This is a genomic window from Aquimarina sp. RZ0 (assembly GCF_008370685.1).
Taxonomy (GTDB): Bacteria; Bacteroidota; Bacteroidia; order Flavobacteriales; family Flavobacteriaceae; genus Aquimarina.
Map to the genome: position 1 here is coordinate 1 of NZ_VTZU01000107.1, position 18,183 is coordinate 18,183.

Here is an 18,183-nt window from a genome sequence, read left to right on the forward strand (position 1 = left end):
AGTTATCTTGATGAATATTGTTATAAATTCAACAGAAGATACTTTGAATCCATATTTGATAGGGCAATAATAGCAGTGGTAGCTAGCAACTGGAAAATTAAGGTGCAAAATATCCGATAGTCATATATTTTTTACATCACTGACATTTAGTGTTTTACAGGTTTACTTATTGATTCTTGTGCACACGTTCCCACAATTTGTTTGGTGAGTTGAATTTTACGAAACATATTGTAGGTAAGGTTCATAGGATCTATTGTGGTTTCTGCTCTTTTGATTCCTATTTTTCTAAAGAACGTCCTACCCATAGAATTCTCACTTGCTAAATCCAATGATTTTAAAACATAATTTAAGAATAATACTTTGAGGACTAATTCAATATAACCTTATTCTTGATAAAAATCTGAAGCCTTCAAAATTATCTCTTAACACCTAATACGATTTATAACTAAAAATTTCGCATATTCATCGTTTCTTTTTCCTTTCTACTTCGTTTAAAAAATAAACTGTAGCTATAGCTATGCTTGATTTTTTTGCCTTGCATAAAGAAAAAATAATTCAATGAATTTATACGAATTTTTTAATCACAAATCGTATAACACAATGTGTGGAGGAATTCAATAGATGACTTATCGTTTTCTGTAGATACTCTTATCATAAAAATCAAAAAGGAAACTGTTTTTAGAAAAACGTATAGTTTGTCATTCAAAATAAAATTTACTCGATAATCGAGATTTAAATGCTCCGAGGCCTGCCTCGAAATCAAAATGTTTTTTTCAATAAATGCCTCGTGGGCTTGCCCCGGGGTAGTTTACTTAGATTTTTTGTTTTTCAGGAAAAGGATAGCTCCTTTTTTTTTGATTTATTAATAGGGTTTGGGAACAATTTATTTGTTTTTAAATAGAACCATTTTTTGGTTTTTTAATTAATGGACTTCGGATTGAAAAATACAGATATTCCAAAACCAGATAAAGTCTATTTTGATATTGAGAATAAAAAAGTATTGAAACAATTTTTAAGTTGGTTACAACCGGGATCTCATATTGATTAGAACCTGTTACGAACTACTTAAAAGAAAAATAATATATAGATGAGTAAGGATAAATTTGCTATAGATAACTTGATCATTTTTGTGATCGTTATTTGTTTATTTCTTTTGTTTCTAAATTTGTATTATACCTTTTATACAGATTTACACACTTTAGGGTTGACCAATATATATGTCAATAAATTTATTGCCAAAGTATTACAAGGTTTTCCTTTACTAAAGAATACGCTCACTTCTCATTTTATGATTATTTGCTTTTATATGATTGCAAGTTTTGGAATTAGTTTTAAGAAAAAACCTGAAGATGATTCAGCTTTAAAGAAATATACACTCTTTGCTTCAATTTCTTTCTTTGTATTTACCATTTGTGCCCTTTTAAATTTAGGCTTATACCTAAACACTGGATTATCTATTATTTCATTAATAGTTTTCATATGGAGTTTTTCCCACGTTCGAAAACATTTCAACTTTTTTTCTAACCAAGATGAATTCAATCATAAAAACCTAGAATTTCAACAGGAAAAAATATACCGGGAAAATGAATACTCTGTTAATCTAAAAACTCAAAACGGATTAATTAATGTTGTAAATCCTTTTAGAGCTACTATGGTATTAGGAACTCCTGGTTCAGGAAAATCGTATTCTGTTATAGAAGAATACATCAGGCAGCATCTAATGAAAAATTTTTCAATGATGGTGTATGACTTTAAATTTCCGTCATTAGCAAAAGAAACCTATGCTTTCTATGAATATTATAAGAAAACTTATAAGAAAGAGCCTCGCTTTACAGTAATATCTTTGGACGATATAATGCATTCTAATTTTGTAAATCCAATTAGTCCTGATCTAATCAATAAAACGGCAGATGCTATAGAAGCTTCGCAAACTGTTCTATATAACTTAAACAAAGAGTGGATTACTAAAAAAGACTTTTTCGCACAATCCGCGATCGCCTATTTTGCTTGTTGTATTTATTATCTAAAATTATATGAGAATGGTAAGTTTTGTACGCTTCCTCATGCCATAGCACTTGCTTCTTCCCCTGATGAGAAAATATTTAAAATTTTTAAGGAGCGAAGAGAATTAAGATTTTTTATGACTCCTTTTGCAGATGCATTAGAAAAAGAAGCATACGAGCAACTTTCCGGGCAAACTGCAACAGCTAGAATCCCTTTATCGCAACTAGCAACAAGAGAACTTTTTTGGGTTATGGGAAATAACGTATTTCCTGATATTAATGCATCTTTGAATATAAATAGTCTGGAGGATCCCCAAATTATGATTTTAGCAAATTCACCTTCAACACAAACAACAAATTCACCCGCATTAGGATTGATAACTTCACAATTAATCAAGGAAGTTAATAAACAAAATAAACTTCCTTGTTCTATAATTATTGATGAGTTGCCTACCATGTATTTTATGGGACTGGATAACCTTATCGCAACAGCACGATCCAATAAAGTTTCTACAACTATTGGAGCACAGGATCTGGAACAACTAAAAAGAGATTATGGAGATAAAGTAGCAGAAACTATTTTTAACATTATAGGAAACGTATTTAGTGGATCTGTAAGAAGCGGAACAGCTACCAAACTACAGGAAATGTTTGGTAAGAAAAAACAAAGACTTAAAAACATGACGGTTGATACCAGTACTACATCTTACAGTATAAATGAAAGTATGGATTTTGCAATTCCTGTTTCTACTATCTCTCAATTGTCGCAAGGTGAATTTGTAGGAGTTGTTGCAGATAATTTTGGAGAAGAAATTAAGCAAAAAGTATTTAGGGGGCATATTAAAGTAGATAAGCGGACAGATCAAGTTAAAAAAGATATTCCATTAGCCATTGATGAAGATAATATGGAAGAGTTGCTGGATGGTAATTTTAAGAGAATCACAGACGAAATAGATATTATTATCGTCAATGAATTATATAAAATTGATGAACAAGAATCTTCTCAGGAAACAAATAGTGAATCCAATACAGATGAATCCAATACAGATGAATCCAATACAGATGAATCAAATACAGATGAATCAAATACAGAAGGTGAAGCTCAGGAAGAATTATCTGATACATCGGGGGATCAGGCCGAACAAGGAATAGAGAATTCACAAGCCGAAGCATCTCTGAGTAAAGCAAATGCAACTGTAGAAGAAAAGGAAGAATTACCTGAGACATCGGGGAACCAGATCGAACAAGGAATAGAGAATTCACAAGCCGAAGCATCTCTGAGTAAAGCAAATCCAACTGTAGAAGAAAAGGAAGAATTACCTGAGACATTATCGGGAGGTCAGTCCGAAGGAATAGAGAATTCACAAGCCGAAGCATCTCTGAGTAAAGCAAATGCAACTGTAGAAGAAAAGGAAGAATTACCTGAGACATCATCGGGAGGTCAGTCCGAAGGAATAGAGAACCCACAAGGCAAAGCACACCAAGATAAAGCAAATACAACTGTAGAAGAAAAGGAAGAATTACCTGAGACATCATCGGGAGGTCAGTCCGAAGGAATAGAGAACCCACAAGGCGAAACGTTTATGCATAGCGCAAATGGAGAAAAAGAAGAAGAAATTCGGGATAATACACCAAATGATCAAGCTAAACAAAAAATAGAAAACCCATATAACGAAGCATATCTGGTAGAAGCAAATTCAGAAAAAATTGTTCCGGAGCAATTACGTAAACAAGTTATACAAAAACTGGAAAATCGGCAAGATAACTCAGTGAAAGAAACACCTGAAAAACCAAAAGAGAAGAAAAAGAATTCAGCAAAGTCGAACAATGGATAGAAGATAAGATTAATAAGCAAATAGGAAGATGTGGCTAAATCAAAGAAACTTGGAAATTTTAAAATATATATTGATCTTTTTTTTGATTACAGGATGTCTTGAAACCTGCAATGCTCAATTCATTGGATCTGGTAAAAAGAATCTAATACTAAAAAACTCAATATTACAAAAAATCCCAATTCGTTTTCCTGTGGATATGAAAGGGTTTAAACGTTTGTCTTCTGGATATGGCATGAGGATTCATCCTATCTTGAAGAGAAAGAAATTTCATTATGGCTTAGACCTGTCTGCAAAAAAGGGGACAGCGATTTATGCCTCTGCAGCTGGGAAGATTACATCTGCCAGGTATTCTTCTTCTTATGGGAATTATGTAATTATCAAACATGAATCGGGATATAGCACATTGTATGGGCATATGATGAAAAAAATAGTAAAAAAAAATCAAGACGTGAAACAGGGTGATATTATAGGATATGTAGGTTCTACGGGGCGTTCTACCGGACCTCATTTGCATTTCGAAATAATACAATCAAATAAAAAAATTGATCCAATTCGTTTTTGGAAAAAATTAATAAAGAGAGGATAAGAGACTAAATCATGTAATAAGAATGGATAATAATAAAAAAATAATAATAGGTATAGTAAGTGTGGTTCTGATAGGAACACTAGCACTTATGTTTAAGAGCCTCTATTTTCCTGATGACACTCCAGAAAATAACATGGCTTTAAACTTTGACACTCCAATATTAGATGAGAGCAAACTTAAAGAGTCTTCAAAAAAACAATTATATGACAAGGAAAGCGGTCAAAATTATTCCGGTCGATATGATTCTATTTTTTCAAAAGATAGTAAAGATCCAAAATCTCTGATGGAGGCATACAACAATACTCACAAAGATAACGATGAAGATCTTCAGTTACTAATGGATTTGCAGAAAGCCCTAAATGATCCTTCAATGCAAGCAGGAGCTACAGCATATCCAACTGCACAGGATTCTTATTATACGAAGCAACCAAAAATAGAAATACAGCAATCAAAAAAGGTAGAAAAACCTCCTATCCCCAAAGAAGGCAGTTACTTTTTTGGAGCGTCACCTATGAATAAAGTTTCTAATACAAAAAAAGATCTAATCCCAGCAGAAACTATTGATCAGGGATTATATCAGGCCGGAGCAACTATTGCGATTAGAACAAAAAAAACGATACATCTACCATCTCAAAATGTGGTGATTCCCAAAGGAGCTGTAGTATATGGAGTAGTAAATATGAATGGGCAAAGAATGACCATAGATGTTAACAGATATAAAAGAGAAAACAAACTGTATGATATAGATTTTGATGTCTTCGATTTTGATGGACTACAAGGTATACATTTAAAAAGTAAATCAATATACTCTATTCCTTCAAATGTATCCAAGGATGTATATGAAGCAGCTCTCCAAACATATCAACAACAGCAAGGAGGTATAGGCGGTAATGTGCAGGAAAGAGAACCATTGGATAAAATAGCCATACTATCCGCAGCAAAAGAAGTATCAAGAGAGCTATTCGATCAACGTAGAATTTTTGTACCAAGAAAATACCACCTTTGGCTAACTATAAATATAGTAAATGATGAAAAGTAATAGTATAGAAGGATTGTTTCCAATTTATGCTGTAGAAAAAGACCTTCTCATATCTACGGTGGGAGATGTAAGTCTTGTGTATAAAATTAAAATGCCTCAGATTTATTCTTTAGACAAGAATAATTTGGACAGGATAAGTACACTGTTTGATAAAATGATACGATCATTACCGGTGAACACTATTTTACAAAAGCAGGATTATTTTTTTATTAAAGAATTAAAAGAGCCAATTGCAGAAGGTTTTAATATTTTGTCAAGAAGTGATAATAGTTTTTATTTTGAAAAACCAATATTGACTCACGAATGTTATTTAATATTCACCAAAAATTCTAATAATAAAGCAAAAATTACTGGTAATGAGAAAAAGTTTTTAAAGTACCTGGAAGATATTTCTGGTTATATCCAAACTATAGAGGCAAGTGTTTCTTTTCTTTTAAATGAGGAGTTTTTTGACATTGATCGTCTACACAATGACGATATCATTGAGCTTTTAGGTAAATATTTTTCCTTATCAGAAGAAAGTGATCATAAGCTTAAAGATGTATATTTTGATAAACAACTTCAGGTAGGAGATAAATCAGGTGCTATTTATGCTATTACTTCAAATCAGGAATTACCGCTTAATATTAGTAATAGTGTAAAACATAAAGAGTATTCTACCCAAAAAACGGATTTCTTTATTCCATTTATACAACCACTATGCTTAGGGTTTGAATGTAATCATATGTATAATCAGGTAATTTATATAGAGCCATCAGAAGATATCTTTAAGGCAATCAGACTAAAGCAGAATAATTTCAAAAGTTTGTTTTTGATATCTAAAGAAAACGAGGTTAATTATAACCATCTGGATACCCTCGTTGAAGATGTTATTGAAAATGAACTTCAATTTATAAAACAACATTTAAATATTATTGTTTGGGATAAGGATCAAAAAACTTTAGAAAAAAACAAAGATGAACTCGAAAATATATTTAGAACTATTGGGATAACACCCTATTTGGTAAAATATTCGTTAAAAGAGCTCTATCTATTTAATTGCCCTGGAGCTACGTCCAAAATACCAAAAGAATATTCTTTTATCGGTATTTCTGAACAAACTCCAAGTTTACTCAATTTTGAAAGCTATTATGAAAGCTTTAAAGATGGAATTTTACTATGTGACAGAAAAAATCAGGCACCAATTAGATTGGATCTATGGGATGAACCTCTCAAAAGAGGGCATATAGTAAACAGAAATCGTCTTATTTTTGGTCCTTCGGGTACCGGAAAATCATTTCTGATTAACCATATTGCTTCACAATATTATGAGCAGGGGCATCATATTGTAATGATCGATATCGGAAATTCTTATAAGAAGTTATGTGATTTGGTAAATGGTCAATATTACACATATGATATAGATAACCCGTTAGAATTTAATCCATTTTATATCCATCAAGAAATTGATATTGATAAAAAAGAATTTTTGGTTTCATTGATTATGTTTTTATGGAAAGGAGAAGGTCAATTCACCAATGAAGAAAAGCAGATCATAACTTTATATATAGATGCTTATTACGCCAAACTGAAAGTGGATTCTGAAATTTTCCCTAAACTCTCTACCTTCTACGAATTTGTAATGGAAAATAGGGTAGAATATAATGAAGAAAAATATTTTGATAAATTAAGTTTTGACCTGTCCTTACGAGATTTTTATGATGGAAAATACAAGCATATTCTTAACTCTGATAAGCCTGTAGATTTGGTTTTTGAACGATTCATTGTTTTTGAAATGGATAATATAAAGGACCACCCTATTCTTTTTCCTTTAGTCACAATGCTTTCAATAGATGTTGTGATGGGGAAAATAAAAACTTTAAAAGGAGTAAAAAAATCTATTTTTATCGATGAGTGCTGGAAACCAATTTCTAAAGGAGAAATGGCAGAATTCATAAAGTATCTATATAAAACAGTAAGAAAACATTATGGAGAAGTAGCTATAGCAACCCAAGATGTAGAAGATATCTTAGATACCGCTGCCGGACCAGCAATGATTAATAATACAGATACATTGATTATGCTGTCTCATAAGAAAAAGATGGCATCCAAAGATAAATTTGCTAAACACCTTTCTTTTGCAGAATCTGATCTCGAAAAGTTATTTTCTACAGAAAAGAAAGAAGTGTTTATAAAAGTAGGAAATGTTTCTAATGTGTATAAAGTAAGTGTTTCAAAAGAACGATATGCCTGTTATACATCTAACGCGAATGAAAATAAAAGTATCTATGAGCGGTATGAAAAACACGGAAATATGAAGCTTGCACTAAGAGAATTTACTGATAATTCAAAAACTTAATAAAATAATGAAATCAATTTATTTAACATATATTCTATCCGTAATAAGTATTTCTGCTATGGCTCAGGATAAGCTCAAGAATTTAGAGAATTTTGATCCTATACCAATATCGGATATTAAAACTACACATTTAATCTTTAAAGACAAGATAAAATATCTGGATCTTGGATCTAGATACTTTTTATCAGATAGTATTGGAACTATTATTAAAGTAAAACATTTAGGAGAACCGTATACAGAAAAAGAAGAACAAAAAGAATCTAATTTAACCGTGATTACCCAAAATGATGACTATTATTCGATCCCATTATATTTTAAAAGAAATATTAAAACAACCTCTTATCAAATAGGAAAAACAAGTAATTCAATTAGGTCTGATGTATCAGGAGATAATGGACTAGACCAATCTCTATTATACGAAATTTGTTCTTCGAGTACTAAAACAAGAAGTAATCAGGATATTAGAGGTAAAAGAAGCTTAATACTAGCTAAGATATCTGGGATATTTTATCGGGAAAATTATATGATAATACGCGCAGAAATCAAAAATTTCTCAAATATTGATTTAGATATAGATCATATTTTATTTAGGTTTATTAAGAAAAAGAGAATTGGTCGAAAAGATTTCGTTTATCAGGAAAGAGTGTTACATCCTGTTAAGATATGTAATTCTAAAACTCGAGTAGATCGATCAGGAGGTATCGAAGTGTACACTTTTATTTTTAAAAAATTCACTCCTAATCAAGACGAAAAATTACAAGTAGACATTCTGGAGAAAGAAGGAGGAAGATCTACAACCATACCCATTCCTAAAAAGAAATTGTTAACTCCTAAAGTAATTTGATATGGAAACTGGTAAAACAATACTAAAAGCTGCTGGGATATTTGGTACTGCCTGGCTTACCGGTATTGCATTAGCATCATATGGAGGAGCTATGCTTGGTATTGGAGCAGCATCGATAATGGCTGGCCCTTTATTACCACTGATTGCAGGAGCATTTGCTGCAGCCTATTTAGGTGCTAAATTTGGTAATAAAATAAGAAAAAATATTTCTCGAAGAAGAGAGGAAAAAAAAGCACAAAAACAAGATAATCAAGGAGCTAGTAATGAGTTGCAGAAATCAAATAAATTGATTAAAAAATTACAGGAAGATATAAAACAATTACAACAACAAAAAAATGGGGTTAATCAGAATACTGCAACATTAGGTATAGACAGTCATAAAACCTTAGAAATACTTCGGGAATTAAAAGAACGATTGAACCAGTTTCAACAAAAAAGTCAACTAGCCGGACAGAAAGAAAATAAGGTTGAAGAAATTAAATCTTCAATTAAAATAGTAGAAAACAAAATAAATCTATTTCTCCCAAAGGAGAATCAGCAGATAGAATCAAAGACCGCTAAACCCCAACAGCTTACTCAAAAAAATGAAGTTTTTAGAGCAGCTGATACTTTGCAACAATTAGAGAAGATTGAGCAATTACTTAAAAAACTACAGAAAGATCTTCAAAAGGAAACAAAACAAACGAGAGTTTATAAAACTCACAATTGGGAAACTACAGAAAAAAAATCTATAGATACCAAGAATGATGAATTCTCATTACATAAGAAAAAAGTAGTTAAAGAGCATATAGGAACTGATGGGGTAAAACGTAAGTTAACAGATGTAGCCATTGGAGGAAAAGTTGATTACTCACGTTTTATGTCCCCTATGGTCAGCAAAGAACAATTACAGATATTTAATAAGACTATGAAAGAGTTGAAAATAGCGCAAAAACAAAAACCTGAAGGAAAAATAGTGAAACCTTCTAAAGTGCCAACTCAATTAAAAAGATAAATATGAAATTTATTGTAAACATATTATTTGTGATTTGTACAGTAATATTAATAGGATACGCGGTAGAAAATATAGACATAACATTACCTGGTTCCAACAAAGAAGAATGTTCTGATTTAGAAGATGATATAAGATCTGGTCAGTTAGACACTTCTTATAGAGTATTGCTGTCAGATTTATATAAAGAAGCTAAACTATTAAAGAATAAACTGACCTATGATTATGAGAAACAAATAGACAGTAGCAAAATTATAAAAAGTACCAATTTACAATCACAAGAAAAGAAAGAGGTCGAACAAGATAAGGATTAATCTTATCAGAAGTCAATTAGTAATATTTTATACATGAAGTGATTATGAAAAAGAAAATTAAGGTAATAGCGTTTTTTATGTTGATTTTTCAATATTCAAATGCTCAGGAATTCCCAATACCATATCCCATATTACCAGGATATTTAGATGTTGGAGGAGCGGTTATTAGAGTAGTAGAAGATGAGGTTTCAAAAAGATATCGTGAGCAAGTGGATTTTACATATAACCAGACCAAAAAGATAGCTAAAATGGCCGCTTTAGAATTATCATCAAGGGCTCCCTGGAGCGGTGTTTCTGCAGCTAATAAGGTTGATTTTACTCCTTATATGAGTATGTGTAATGTCTATAGAAACCCTAATAAAAAAAAATTATGCAAAAGTAGAATTGAATATCTGGAAAAAGCACATGAGGTTACTTATGGGCTTATGCGAGCTAAGCTAAAATATCCGATAACAAATGGAAATAGAGGGAAAATATGGTCTAAGTATGCAAACATCAATACAATGATATTTTATGAGCTAGAAAAGATAAAAGAGGACGCTAAAAAAAGAAAGAATAAATATAAATTTTGGAAATACTAATAATATCAGATTAATAATCTAAAAGATATTTTATAATTTCTGAAGAAAACTACCTCAGAGGCAAGCTCACAAGACATGTATCGAAAAAAATATTTCGATTTCTGAGCAAACCTATGAGCATTTTAATCTCGATTATCGAGTAAAACCCTAAATAAGACGACAACTATGAAACATAAAATCATCATTACAATACTTATATTATTTATAATAGAATCTGGAACTAGTCAGATTATTAAAGAAGATATGAGTTTTGGGTCTTTAGATCCTGATAAACAAGATCTTCCAAAAGAAATAAAGGATTCAATAAGAAAAAAAGTCGTAGATGACCATAAAAAAAATAACCCTGGAAAACCACCATTGACCCCGGAAGAAATTGATAAAAGAGTAGAAAAACAAGAAGGAAAGTATCGAGAACATTTAGATAAAAACAAAGAACAATTTGAAGATAATGACAAAGAAAACAAAGAAGCAAGAGATAAAATTAATAATGCAGAGATAGACTACAATAAGCTTACCGATACTGGGCTTATGAATGAGATAGAAAATTTGAAAAAAGAATTAGAAGAAAGTGTAGATTCAGAAGAAAAAAAAGTAATTAATGAATCACAAGATCAATTTAATAATCTTGCTGATGCTGCTGAAAATAGCATTAATAACCTGCCAGATATTAAGGATATCAAGGATTTGAAGAATTTGCTAAATTCTAAAGAACACCTACAAGCCATAAAAAAAAGTATCAAACAGGGAGATCAGGCTTTTGATCTGATAGGTGCAAGCTTATCATCAGGAAAATTACCTAATCAAACTTTGGCTCTATTACAGATAAAACTTCAATTACTCCCCCCCTGGATTTTACCCCTTCCAGCCTTTTCACTCATCAAAGGAAAAGATAAAGGAACCAGAGAATATATGGAATCAGTGCGGAATAGTGCTATGGTAAGAGCTGCTGGAATGAAGTTTACAGAAAAAGCGGTAAAAGAAAATGTGGCTCGATATTCAGATAGATTACATAATCAATATACGAAGTCAAAGTATGATAAAAAGACGGGATTTGCTTCAAAGGCTATTCTGCGTATGTTGGATGTACTAGTACAGAAAAAATTAACAGATGAGTTGGATAAAACAAATTTTGGCATCACTAAGAATAAAAAGGAAATGGCTCAGCATCTCAAAATGGACATGAATATATTGGGCGCACTGGGAGCAGGAGTTGATGTAAAAAACATGACACCTGCTCAGCGACAAGAGATTTATCGACTTCGGAGAAATTTGCTACGTCAATTAGGAGAGAATAGTCGAATAAGCAGGGATCAATTATTATTGCCTACGGTTGCTTACTTTTCGAAAAATCCTGAAAAGGCAAAAAAACTGTTACGCCTGCTCAAACTCCTAGAACCATTACATTAACTCTTTAAAATATGATAGTTATTGAATATCGTTATCGCTATAGGAGTAATACGTATTATGAGAACGACTCGTAAAACGTTTTCATCCTAATATCTTTCACGTTTGAAACTTAAAAAATACACTGTATTATTATAGTACAGACTTTAATTAAATAATTGAGTTACCCATGCAAGTTTTATAAAGAATTTATAAATCTATCTGCATATGTTACAATTACTAGTGATTTTGTCAAATTCTATGGTTCTAAAAAAAACACTAAAAATAGTAGTTTGATAATTAAACGGGGAGTCTTATTAAATAAATGAATAGGGTTACCCATTTACTTCTCAAATAATTATTTATGAGTGTATTATTATGCAAGTTATATTCAAATCCTAATGAGATGAAAAATATTAAAAAATATTGATATACAGGTGTTTAAATATCGTTTTACGAGCAAGCAAGATTGTTATGATTTTTTAGCTGAGCTAAAGTGATCTAATGGCTATAGCTGTAAACGTTGTGAGGCAAATGTTTATATAAAGGGTAAACGGCCTTCAAGTCTTAGATGCAGTAAATGTGGTTATGATGAATCTACTACTACAGGAACTTTATTTGATAAATTAAAGTTTGGCATTGATAAAGTCTTGGAGATACTTTATGAGATCACCACTTGTAAGAAGGGAGCTGATAGTATATGGTTAGCAGAACGTTTTGGTGTCAACCAAAAGACAGCTTGGGCTTTTCGTCAAAAAGTATAATTGGCAATGAAGAGTAGTCAACAATATCCTTTAGAAGACCAGGTTCACGTAGATGAATTCGAAATAGGAACTCCTCAGGCAGGAGTGAAAGCGATAAAAAAGTTTGTGTCGTGATTGCTTTTGAACACAGAGATGGTAAATCAGGCAGAGACTATGCAAAGGTTATAGAAGATTACAGAGCCAAGTCTTTACAGCCAATTTTCGATACACATATCAATAATGAAGCACAAATACTAGCGGATGGTTGGTCAGGATAGAAACCCCCTTAAAGAAGACTATCCAGAGTTGAAAAAAACCTTATCAGACACAAGGGAAAGAATTTTAAAATGCTTCATATCCAGATCAGGAATTTTAAGAATTGGCTTAGAGGTGTTCATTCTTAATGTAACAAAGAATACCTACAAAAGTATATTGACGGATATTTTTTTAGGTTTAACAGAAGAAACCATAGAAAGTCAATTTTAGATAAGATAATTGAATGTTTTATGGGTCATAAACCAATGATAATCAAGTAAATTAAAATAAATGCGACTTAAATGAGTAGCCCTATAAATGAATAAAAAAACAGCAAAAGATGAAAAAAATAATTATTGCTATACATATTTATATGCCTCTGTTAATATTTGGCCAAAATGGTGGCTCTGGTTCTGGTGCAGCTAATCCAAACATAACTAGTTTTCTTTTCACGCCAATCCCTACAAAAGATCCTATTTCTGACGGTGCATCTTTAGCCATGTCTATTCAATATTTATTAGGAACAGCTTCAGGAAAAGAGTTAGAAAATACTCTAAAAGAGTTTAACGATGTTTATAAAAAAAGAAAGAAATATCTAGTATCTGGAACTATGGCTCCTATTCTTCCAAGAATGTATCAGAAGGTCAATAGACTGAATCTATTGACACAAACTCTGCAATTAATAAATAACAGGCAAAAAGATATCTTTTTTAAACGAAAAGCAAAGCGCAGAGAAAAATTAAAAATTATACAACGACGGTTGTTAATTATCGAAAATGGACTAAAAAAATCATCAGGAGTATCTGTTTATGGAGAAAAATTAAACCAATTAATGGACTTAAATCTAAACTTACAGCCTATAGAATTTGAATTGATCGAACTTTCTATAGCACTGGAAAACAGAAAATTTATAACTAAAATGTTTTATTTTAAAAAATAAAATATTGTCATGAAAGCAGTTCGAAAGATTTCTTTTTTTGATTGTTTTCAAACTCTTACTCATTTAGAATTTCATTTTTTTGATTTTGATATTCAACTTTTAGCCGGACTTCTATATCAAAATCTATAAATAGTATAGCTATTTACTTAAAAATAGGAGTATGTTTTTATAAATGCTTTTCCCATAGTTATAAAAGTAAGCTCTCTCTTTTTTATATTTAAAACTCGAAAATCTGGATGTAAATCATTAAAATAAGTATAAACAAATCTCATCATTAGCCACCAAACCAATATGATTATTTTTTATACGAATTCCAGAATGTACAGAATTTTTTGGTTTACTTATTTTCAGCGAACTAAAAATTTCAAAAAGATGAATCACAATAAGTTTAAAAATTACTTTGCAAAGATTAATACTTAAATTTCTTGGTGAGTGAAGGAAACTGCTATAAACGGTATCAATTTTATAATCAATGTACCAAACAATTATTAAATCCTAAGCAAATGAAAATTAGAAAATTAAAATCATTACTATACCTGTTATTTGGGTGCTACTTTTTTTTGACACCCATTCAAACTGCAGGACAAAAAGCCATATGGAAAGGTAAAGCTACAACATCAGATGGAGCCTCTCAATTTCAATATAAATCTATTGAACATTCTAATAAAGAAGCCACAAAAAGTATGACCAAGAGCTTTATTTCTTTAAATGCGATGGAAGCGACATTAGACCTCGAACATAAAGAAACCACTACGATATTGCCTAGTTTATTATCTCAAAAAATACATATAGGTAAGTTTATAAATCAGGATTCTAAAAAATTTATTAAAACTAAATATCCAAGGTTAAAACCTAATGGCAATAATGAATTTTTAAAAAATTCATTAATACAGTTGCGGTTTAATAAGAAATTTTATAGTGAATATAAAAATGTGAATAACTATTTGGCTATAGATAATGCAATTGCCGAGAGTGATCGCATGTATTTGTTATTATCTGCATTAGAAAAAGTCATCGAAATATCTATAGAAAATGAAAAATATTAAATTAGTAATACACCTTTTGTTATTGTGTAGCACATATTTTATGGGTGCTCAGGATTGGATGGTGATCGACCCAGTAGTATCAGCAGAAAAAGCTCTTATATCAGGTTCTCTGGGAGTAGAAGAAACAAGTAGAAGGCAGCTTATTTCAGAAACAAAAGAAATGACTCTATTAGAGAAAGAACTTGCAAAAAAAAGAAAAACCTCTGCTAATTTTAAAAGTAGCCCTGTTTTCCTTAGTGTTGATTATGCAATAGTTTCCACTTTTGCCCTTATTCGTGAAACAAAACAATTAATAAAGGAGATAAAAAGGACGCCAAAAAAATTAACAATGAGAGTATGGTATTTGGAATTGTTATTGGAGCATTTAGAAAATATGTTTAATTGGATATTAACAGATCAAGGTCTATTGAGCGCAGGAATTATAGTAAGTGGAGGGCCAGGGTATAACTATACGGCACATCAAAAAATGCTTGATTATATGATGAATATTAAGAGACCCGTAATCGAGATTAATTTTGAAATAAAAAACCTAACGTTACATAATAAAGCTTTTAAAAAATAATATTTATGGATAACTTTTATATAGTACTCACAGATTTTGAGAATAAGCTAAGACCAGCAATCAATGCTTTTCTGGATGAAATATTACCTTTGGTGATTATGTTTGCTGGAGTAATCACGACAATATATCTAGGGTATAAAGTAATCCGTTCATGGACCGGCGAAAATGAAAAATTGGATGCTGCTACATTGCTTAGACCATGTTTGATATTAGCTGCATTAGCATTGTATAAACCTTTGGTAATTTTACTTATAGAAAAACCAGTAGAATATGTAAATGAGATTGTACTCACTGGTGCAGAAAGAGCAACTTCCAAACCTAGAGCGAATTTCAGAAAAGAAGTAAGGGATATATTGACTTTTCAACAGAATACAGGAGGACCCGGAGGTGGAGGTGTAAAAGATCTGTTACAGGTGCATCCTGTTTTAGAGTTTTTTCATTTATTTGTTTTTTTCTTTGCGTTTATTGCCGGAGGTTATATTCTTTTTAAGCAATTGATTGTTAAGACTATTTATCTGGTTGTTGGTCCCTTTGCACTTGCGTTTTCCTTAATTGTAGGGAATGAACGTACAGTCATAAGCTGGTTTCAAGGATTTTTTTCTGTATTATTATGGCTACCTATTTTAAGTATTCTACAAACGATCATGATGTTAATTCCATTGCAAGATCCTGCCAATGCATTCACTGGAAAAGATATTATATTTTCATTTGTACTTCAGATTGTTATGGTATTAATCATTTTGAAAACCCCACAATATGCTAATATCCTTGTTGCACAAGGATCAAGTATAGGACAACAAGCAGGCGGTACCTTAACAAGTATGATTAAAAATATACCTCAGACTCTAATACAAGCAGGAAAAGGAGGATCTAAATCTAAAGAAAAGAATTAATCTGAATAAGAATACCTAATAGTTTTCGCCTTGGTTTTTCAATTGCTGACTACTGCTGCTATCTATCTTTACGTCTAGATGCATCTTGATTTGATTTTCTTTTAGCACTATTTTTGTCAAAAGCCAGAAAGATACGACTCTGATCAGGTCTTTTCATGATTCAGGTCAAAGTATAACTAGCCTTGCCAAGGCTAATAGATTAACCAAAGATTTACTGTATTACTGAATCAGGTAGTTTTCTCATAAGAGTATGTTTAAAAAGAATACAAATTGAAAATCAATAGTTTGAGGTTCTGAGGACACTTCAAATGATGAGAATATCGAGATATTTTAATTATTTGAAGTAAGCTCGCGGTTCTTAAAATATTTGTTTTCAAGAAGTAAGGTTTTTAAACAAGCTCTAAGTCAGTCAGACAATGAAGAAAAATCTCTTTCTAATTTTATTTTTATAGAAGTAGAAGGAATTATCCAGATATCGATATTAATAATACGATTTATAACTAAAAATTTCGCATATTCATCGTTTCTTTTTCCTTTCTACTTCGTTTAAAAAATAAACCGTAGCTATAGCTATGCTTGATTTTTTTGCCTTGCATAAAGAAAAAATAATTCAATGAATTTATACGAATTTTTTAATCACAAATCGTATAACTCACCTTGGGCACAAATATTTTAAAAATTTAGTATCGTTATTAACAAGTGTTTATCTATATGATGTATAGTGTATTACAAGAAAAAATTACTAGTCCCGCTAATTTTAGTTATTATATAGATTGCTATTTATTTTGTATTGATTTTAAGAAATCCTTTTATTAATAGTGCTTAACAGCAACTCTCAATGGTATCATTTTTTAAGTAAAAAGAGACTTGTCAACAAGTTTTTTTTAGTAAAAACAAGAAAAAAGCTTCGCTCATTGCATAAGGTGAGTTATCCAAATTATTTGAACAAACACGCGCTTCGAGAACTTACTAACTTTATCTATTATAAAATATCAAAAGTGGTATCAATTCTTTTGATGACAACAAGAAGCGTATAGAAAACAAAAAATAGAGGACCAATTACACCATCTAATCAAATTAATTTAAAATAAATCAAAATTTCGAAAAAAGGTACAAATTTGATTTTGCTGTATTTCCAACTGGACACTAAATAATAAATTCATAGGGTATCGACACTTTAAAATTGTTTTAAGAATAACTATAGCTATGAAAAATAGCCGCTGTTTTACTTATTTAATAACTAAGCAAAAATTCAAAAAATAACATTCAGGTCATGAAACAAAAAAAATTACTATATTTTTTACTATTGATTCTTGCTATGCAATTAGCCTACACTAATAGTATCCTACCAAATACTAGTCCTATATCAAGATTTTTTTACCGTTCTAACTCATATCAAAGATATTCACCCAATGCATATGACGATACCGCCACAGTATTTGAAAATAGTTTAGATAATTCAATTGAAGTTCTTTTAAATGATTCTTTTGGTTCCACCGGTCCTAATCCAGGAAATGCACTACAAGTAACCGGAGTTTCTAACTCTGGTGGGACTACACTTATAGATTATAATGGCACTCCAAACAATCCATTAGATGATAAGGTTCTATATCATCCTCCCCAAAATTTTACCGGACTTGATATTTTTGTCTACACCATTGTCGATGCAAAAGGAAATACCGATTCATCATTAGTGAGAGTATTAGTCATAAAAAAACCAAACGATCAGCCCATGGCAGTAGATGATCTTGTAGCTCTTGATGAAGATACCACCACAACTATTGAAGTATTGATCAATGACAGTTTTGGCGGAGATGGTCCTTCTGATAC

At 31.1% G+C, this 18,183-nt stretch carries 17 protein-coding genes and 1 pseudogene; 17 read left to right on the forward strand and 1 reads right to left on the reverse strand.

Going from position 1 to position 18,183, the window contains the following annotated elements; genetic code table 11:
- Nucleotides 1-120, forward strand: a pseudogene (locus F0000_RS24920) (IS1595 family transposase); the annotation flags it as partial.
- Between the two features lie 26 nt (nt 121-146).
- On the opposite strand, the gene F0000_RS24925 reads toward F0000_RS24920, so the two are convergent.
- Nucleotides 147-329, reverse strand: a complete 183-nt coding sequence (locus tag F0000_RS24925; protein ID WP_149627436.1) for a hypothetical protein — start codon at nt 327-329, stop codon at nt 147-149.
- A gap of 758 nt (nt 330-1,087) precedes the next feature.
- On the opposite strand from F0000_RS24925, the gene F0000_RS24930 reads away from it, so the two are divergent.
- The 16 genes from F0000_RS24930 to F0000_RS25005 form a co-directional block, all read left to right on the forward strand.
- The gene (locus tag F0000_RS24930) at nt 1,088-3,838 is read left to right on the forward strand and encodes a TraM recognition domain-containing protein (protein WP_149627437.1); all 2,751 of its coding nucleotides are present in this window, start codon (nt 1,088-1,090) and stop codon (nt 3,836-3,838) included.
- Nucleotides 3,839-3,887: 49 nt separating this feature from the next.
- A complete protein-coding gene (locus tag F0000_RS24935; protein WP_188112272.1) occupies nt 3,888-4,424 on the forward strand; it encodes a M23 family metallopeptidase in 537 nt (178 codons plus the stop codon).
- 22 nt (nt 4,425-4,446) lie between these two features.
- The gene (traM, locus tag F0000_RS24940) at nt 4,447-5,463 is read left to right on the forward strand and encodes a conjugative transposon protein TraM (protein ID WP_149627439.1); all 1,017 of its coding nucleotides are present in this window, start codon (nt 4,447-4,449) and stop codon (nt 5,461-5,463) included.
- On the forward strand, nt 5,453-7,801 hold the full coding sequence (locus F0000_RS24945; RefSeq protein ID WP_188112273.1) for a TraG family conjugative transposon ATPase: 2,349 nt from the start codon (nt 5,453-5,455) through the stop codon (nt 7,799-7,801). Before traM ends, F0000_RS24945 begins: the two co-directional genes overlap by 11 nt.
- A 7-nt stretch (nt 7,802-7,808) precedes the next feature.
- Entirely contained in the window at nt 7,809-8,645 is an 837-nt protein-coding gene (locus F0000_RS24950; RefSeq protein WP_149627441.1) for a DUF4138 domain-containing protein, read from the forward strand.
- 1 nt (nt 8,646) lies between these two features.
- A complete protein-coding gene (locus F0000_RS24955) occupies nt 8,647-9,639 on the forward strand; it encodes a hypothetical protein (protein WP_149627442.1) in 993 nt (330 codons plus the stop codon).
- A gap of 2 nt (nt 9,640-9,641) precedes the next feature.
- On the forward strand, nt 9,642-9,950 hold the full coding sequence (locus F0000_RS24960) for a hypothetical protein (protein WP_149627443.1): 309 nt from the start codon (nt 9,642-9,644) through the stop codon (nt 9,948-9,950).
- Nucleotides 9,951-9,994: 44 nt separating this feature from the next.
- On the forward strand, nt 9,995-10,531 hold the full coding sequence (locus tag F0000_RS24965) for a hypothetical protein (RefSeq protein ID WP_149627444.1): 537 nt from the start codon (nt 9,995-9,997) through the stop codon (nt 10,529-10,531).
- Nucleotides 10,532-10,696: 165 nt separating this feature from the next.
- Nucleotides 10,697-11,938 (forward strand): hypothetical protein, encoded by a 1,242-nt coding sequence (locus tag F0000_RS24970; RefSeq protein ID WP_149627445.1) that lies wholly within the window; start codon nt 10,697-10,699, stop codon nt 11,936-11,938.
- Nucleotides 11,939-12,788: 850 nt separating this feature from the next.
- Nucleotides 12,789-12,935, forward strand: a complete 147-nt coding sequence (locus F0000_RS24975) for a hypothetical protein (protein ID WP_188112274.1) — start codon at nt 12,789-12,791, stop codon at nt 12,933-12,935.
- The gene (locus tag F0000_RS24980) at nt 12,919-13,143 is read left to right on the forward strand and encodes a hypothetical protein (RefSeq protein WP_149627447.1); all 225 of its coding nucleotides are present in this window, start codon (nt 12,919-12,921) and stop codon (nt 13,141-13,143) included. The genes F0000_RS24975 and F0000_RS24980 overlap by 17 nt, the downstream gene beginning before the upstream one ends.
- 109 nt (nt 13,144-13,252) lie before the next feature.
- Nucleotides 13,253-13,852 carry a hypothetical protein gene (locus F0000_RS24985; RefSeq protein ID WP_149627448.1) on the forward strand — a complete coding sequence of 200 codons (600 nt, stop codon included), beginning with the start codon at nt 13,253-13,255 and terminating at the stop codon, nt 13,850-13,852.
- Nucleotides 13,853-14,355: 503 nt separating this feature from the next.
- Nucleotides 14,356-14,898 (forward strand): hypothetical protein, encoded by a 543-nt coding sequence (locus F0000_RS24990; protein ID WP_149627449.1) that lies wholly within the window; start codon nt 14,356-14,358, stop codon nt 14,896-14,898.
- The gene (locus tag F0000_RS24995; RefSeq protein ID WP_149627450.1) at nt 14,885-15,460 is read left to right on the forward strand and encodes a hypothetical protein; all 576 of its coding nucleotides are present in this window, start codon (nt 14,885-14,887) and stop codon (nt 15,458-15,460) included. The genes F0000_RS24990 and F0000_RS24995 overlap by 14 nt, the downstream gene beginning before the upstream one ends.
- 5 nt (nt 15,461-15,465) lie before the next feature.
- The gene (locus tag F0000_RS25000) at nt 15,466-16,353 is read left to right on the forward strand and encodes a hypothetical protein (protein WP_149627451.1); all 888 of its coding nucleotides are present in this window, start codon (nt 15,466-15,468) and stop codon (nt 16,351-16,353) included.
- A 1,273-nt stretch (nt 16,354-17,626) separates the two neighbouring features.
- A partial coding sequence (locus F0000_RS25005; RefSeq protein WP_188112275.1) for an Ig-like domain-containing protein occupies nt 17,627-18,183 on the forward strand: 557 nt, incomplete at its 3' end.

Coding starts and splice junctions, on each gene's coding strand:
- F0000_RS24980 (WP_149627447.1), top strand. CDS start 12,919: ATGGTTGGTCAGGATAGAAACCCCCTTAAAGAAGACTATCCAGAGTTG.
- F0000_RS24985 (WP_149627448.1), top strand. CDS start 13,253: ATGAAAAAAATAATTATTGCTATACATATTTATATGCCTCTGTTAATA.
- F0000_RS24960 (WP_149627443.1), top strand. CDS start 9,642: ATGAAATTTATTGTAAACATATTATTTGTGATTTGTACAGTAATATTA.
- F0000_RS24965 (WP_149627444.1), top strand. CDS start 9,995: ATGAAAAAGAAAATTAAGGTAATAGCGTTTTTTATGTTGATTTTTCAA.
- F0000_RS24950 (WP_149627441.1), top strand. CDS start 7,809: ATGAAATCAATTTATTTAACATATATTCTATCCGTAATAAGTATTTCT.
- F0000_RS24990 (WP_149627449.1), top strand. CDS start 14,356: ATGAAAATTAGAAAATTAAAATCATTACTATACCTGTTATTTGGGTGC.
- F0000_RS24995 (WP_149627450.1), top strand. CDS start 14,885: ATGAAAAATATTAAATTAGTAATACACCTTTTGTTATTGTGTAGCACA.
- F0000_RS25000 (WP_149627451.1), top strand. CDS start 15,466: ATGGATAACTTTTATATAGTACTCACAGATTTTGAGAATAAGCTAAGA.
- F0000_RS24955 (WP_149627442.1), top strand. CDS start 8,647: ATGGAAACTGGTAAAACAATACTAAAAGCTGCTGGGATATTTGGTACT.
- F0000_RS24970 (WP_149627445.1), top strand. CDS start 10,697: ATGAAACATAAAATCATCATTACAATACTTATATTATTTATAATAGAA.
- traM (WP_149627439.1), top strand. CDS start 4,447: ATGGATAATAATAAAAAAATAATAATAGGTATAGTAAGTGTGGTTCTG.
- F0000_RS24945 (WP_188112273.1), top strand. CDS start 5,453: ATGAAAAGTAATAGTATAGAAGGATTGTTTCCAATTTATGCTGTAGAA.
- F0000_RS24930 (WP_149627437.1), top strand. CDS start 1,088: ATGAGTAAGGATAAATTTGCTATAGATAACTTGATCATTTTTGTGATC.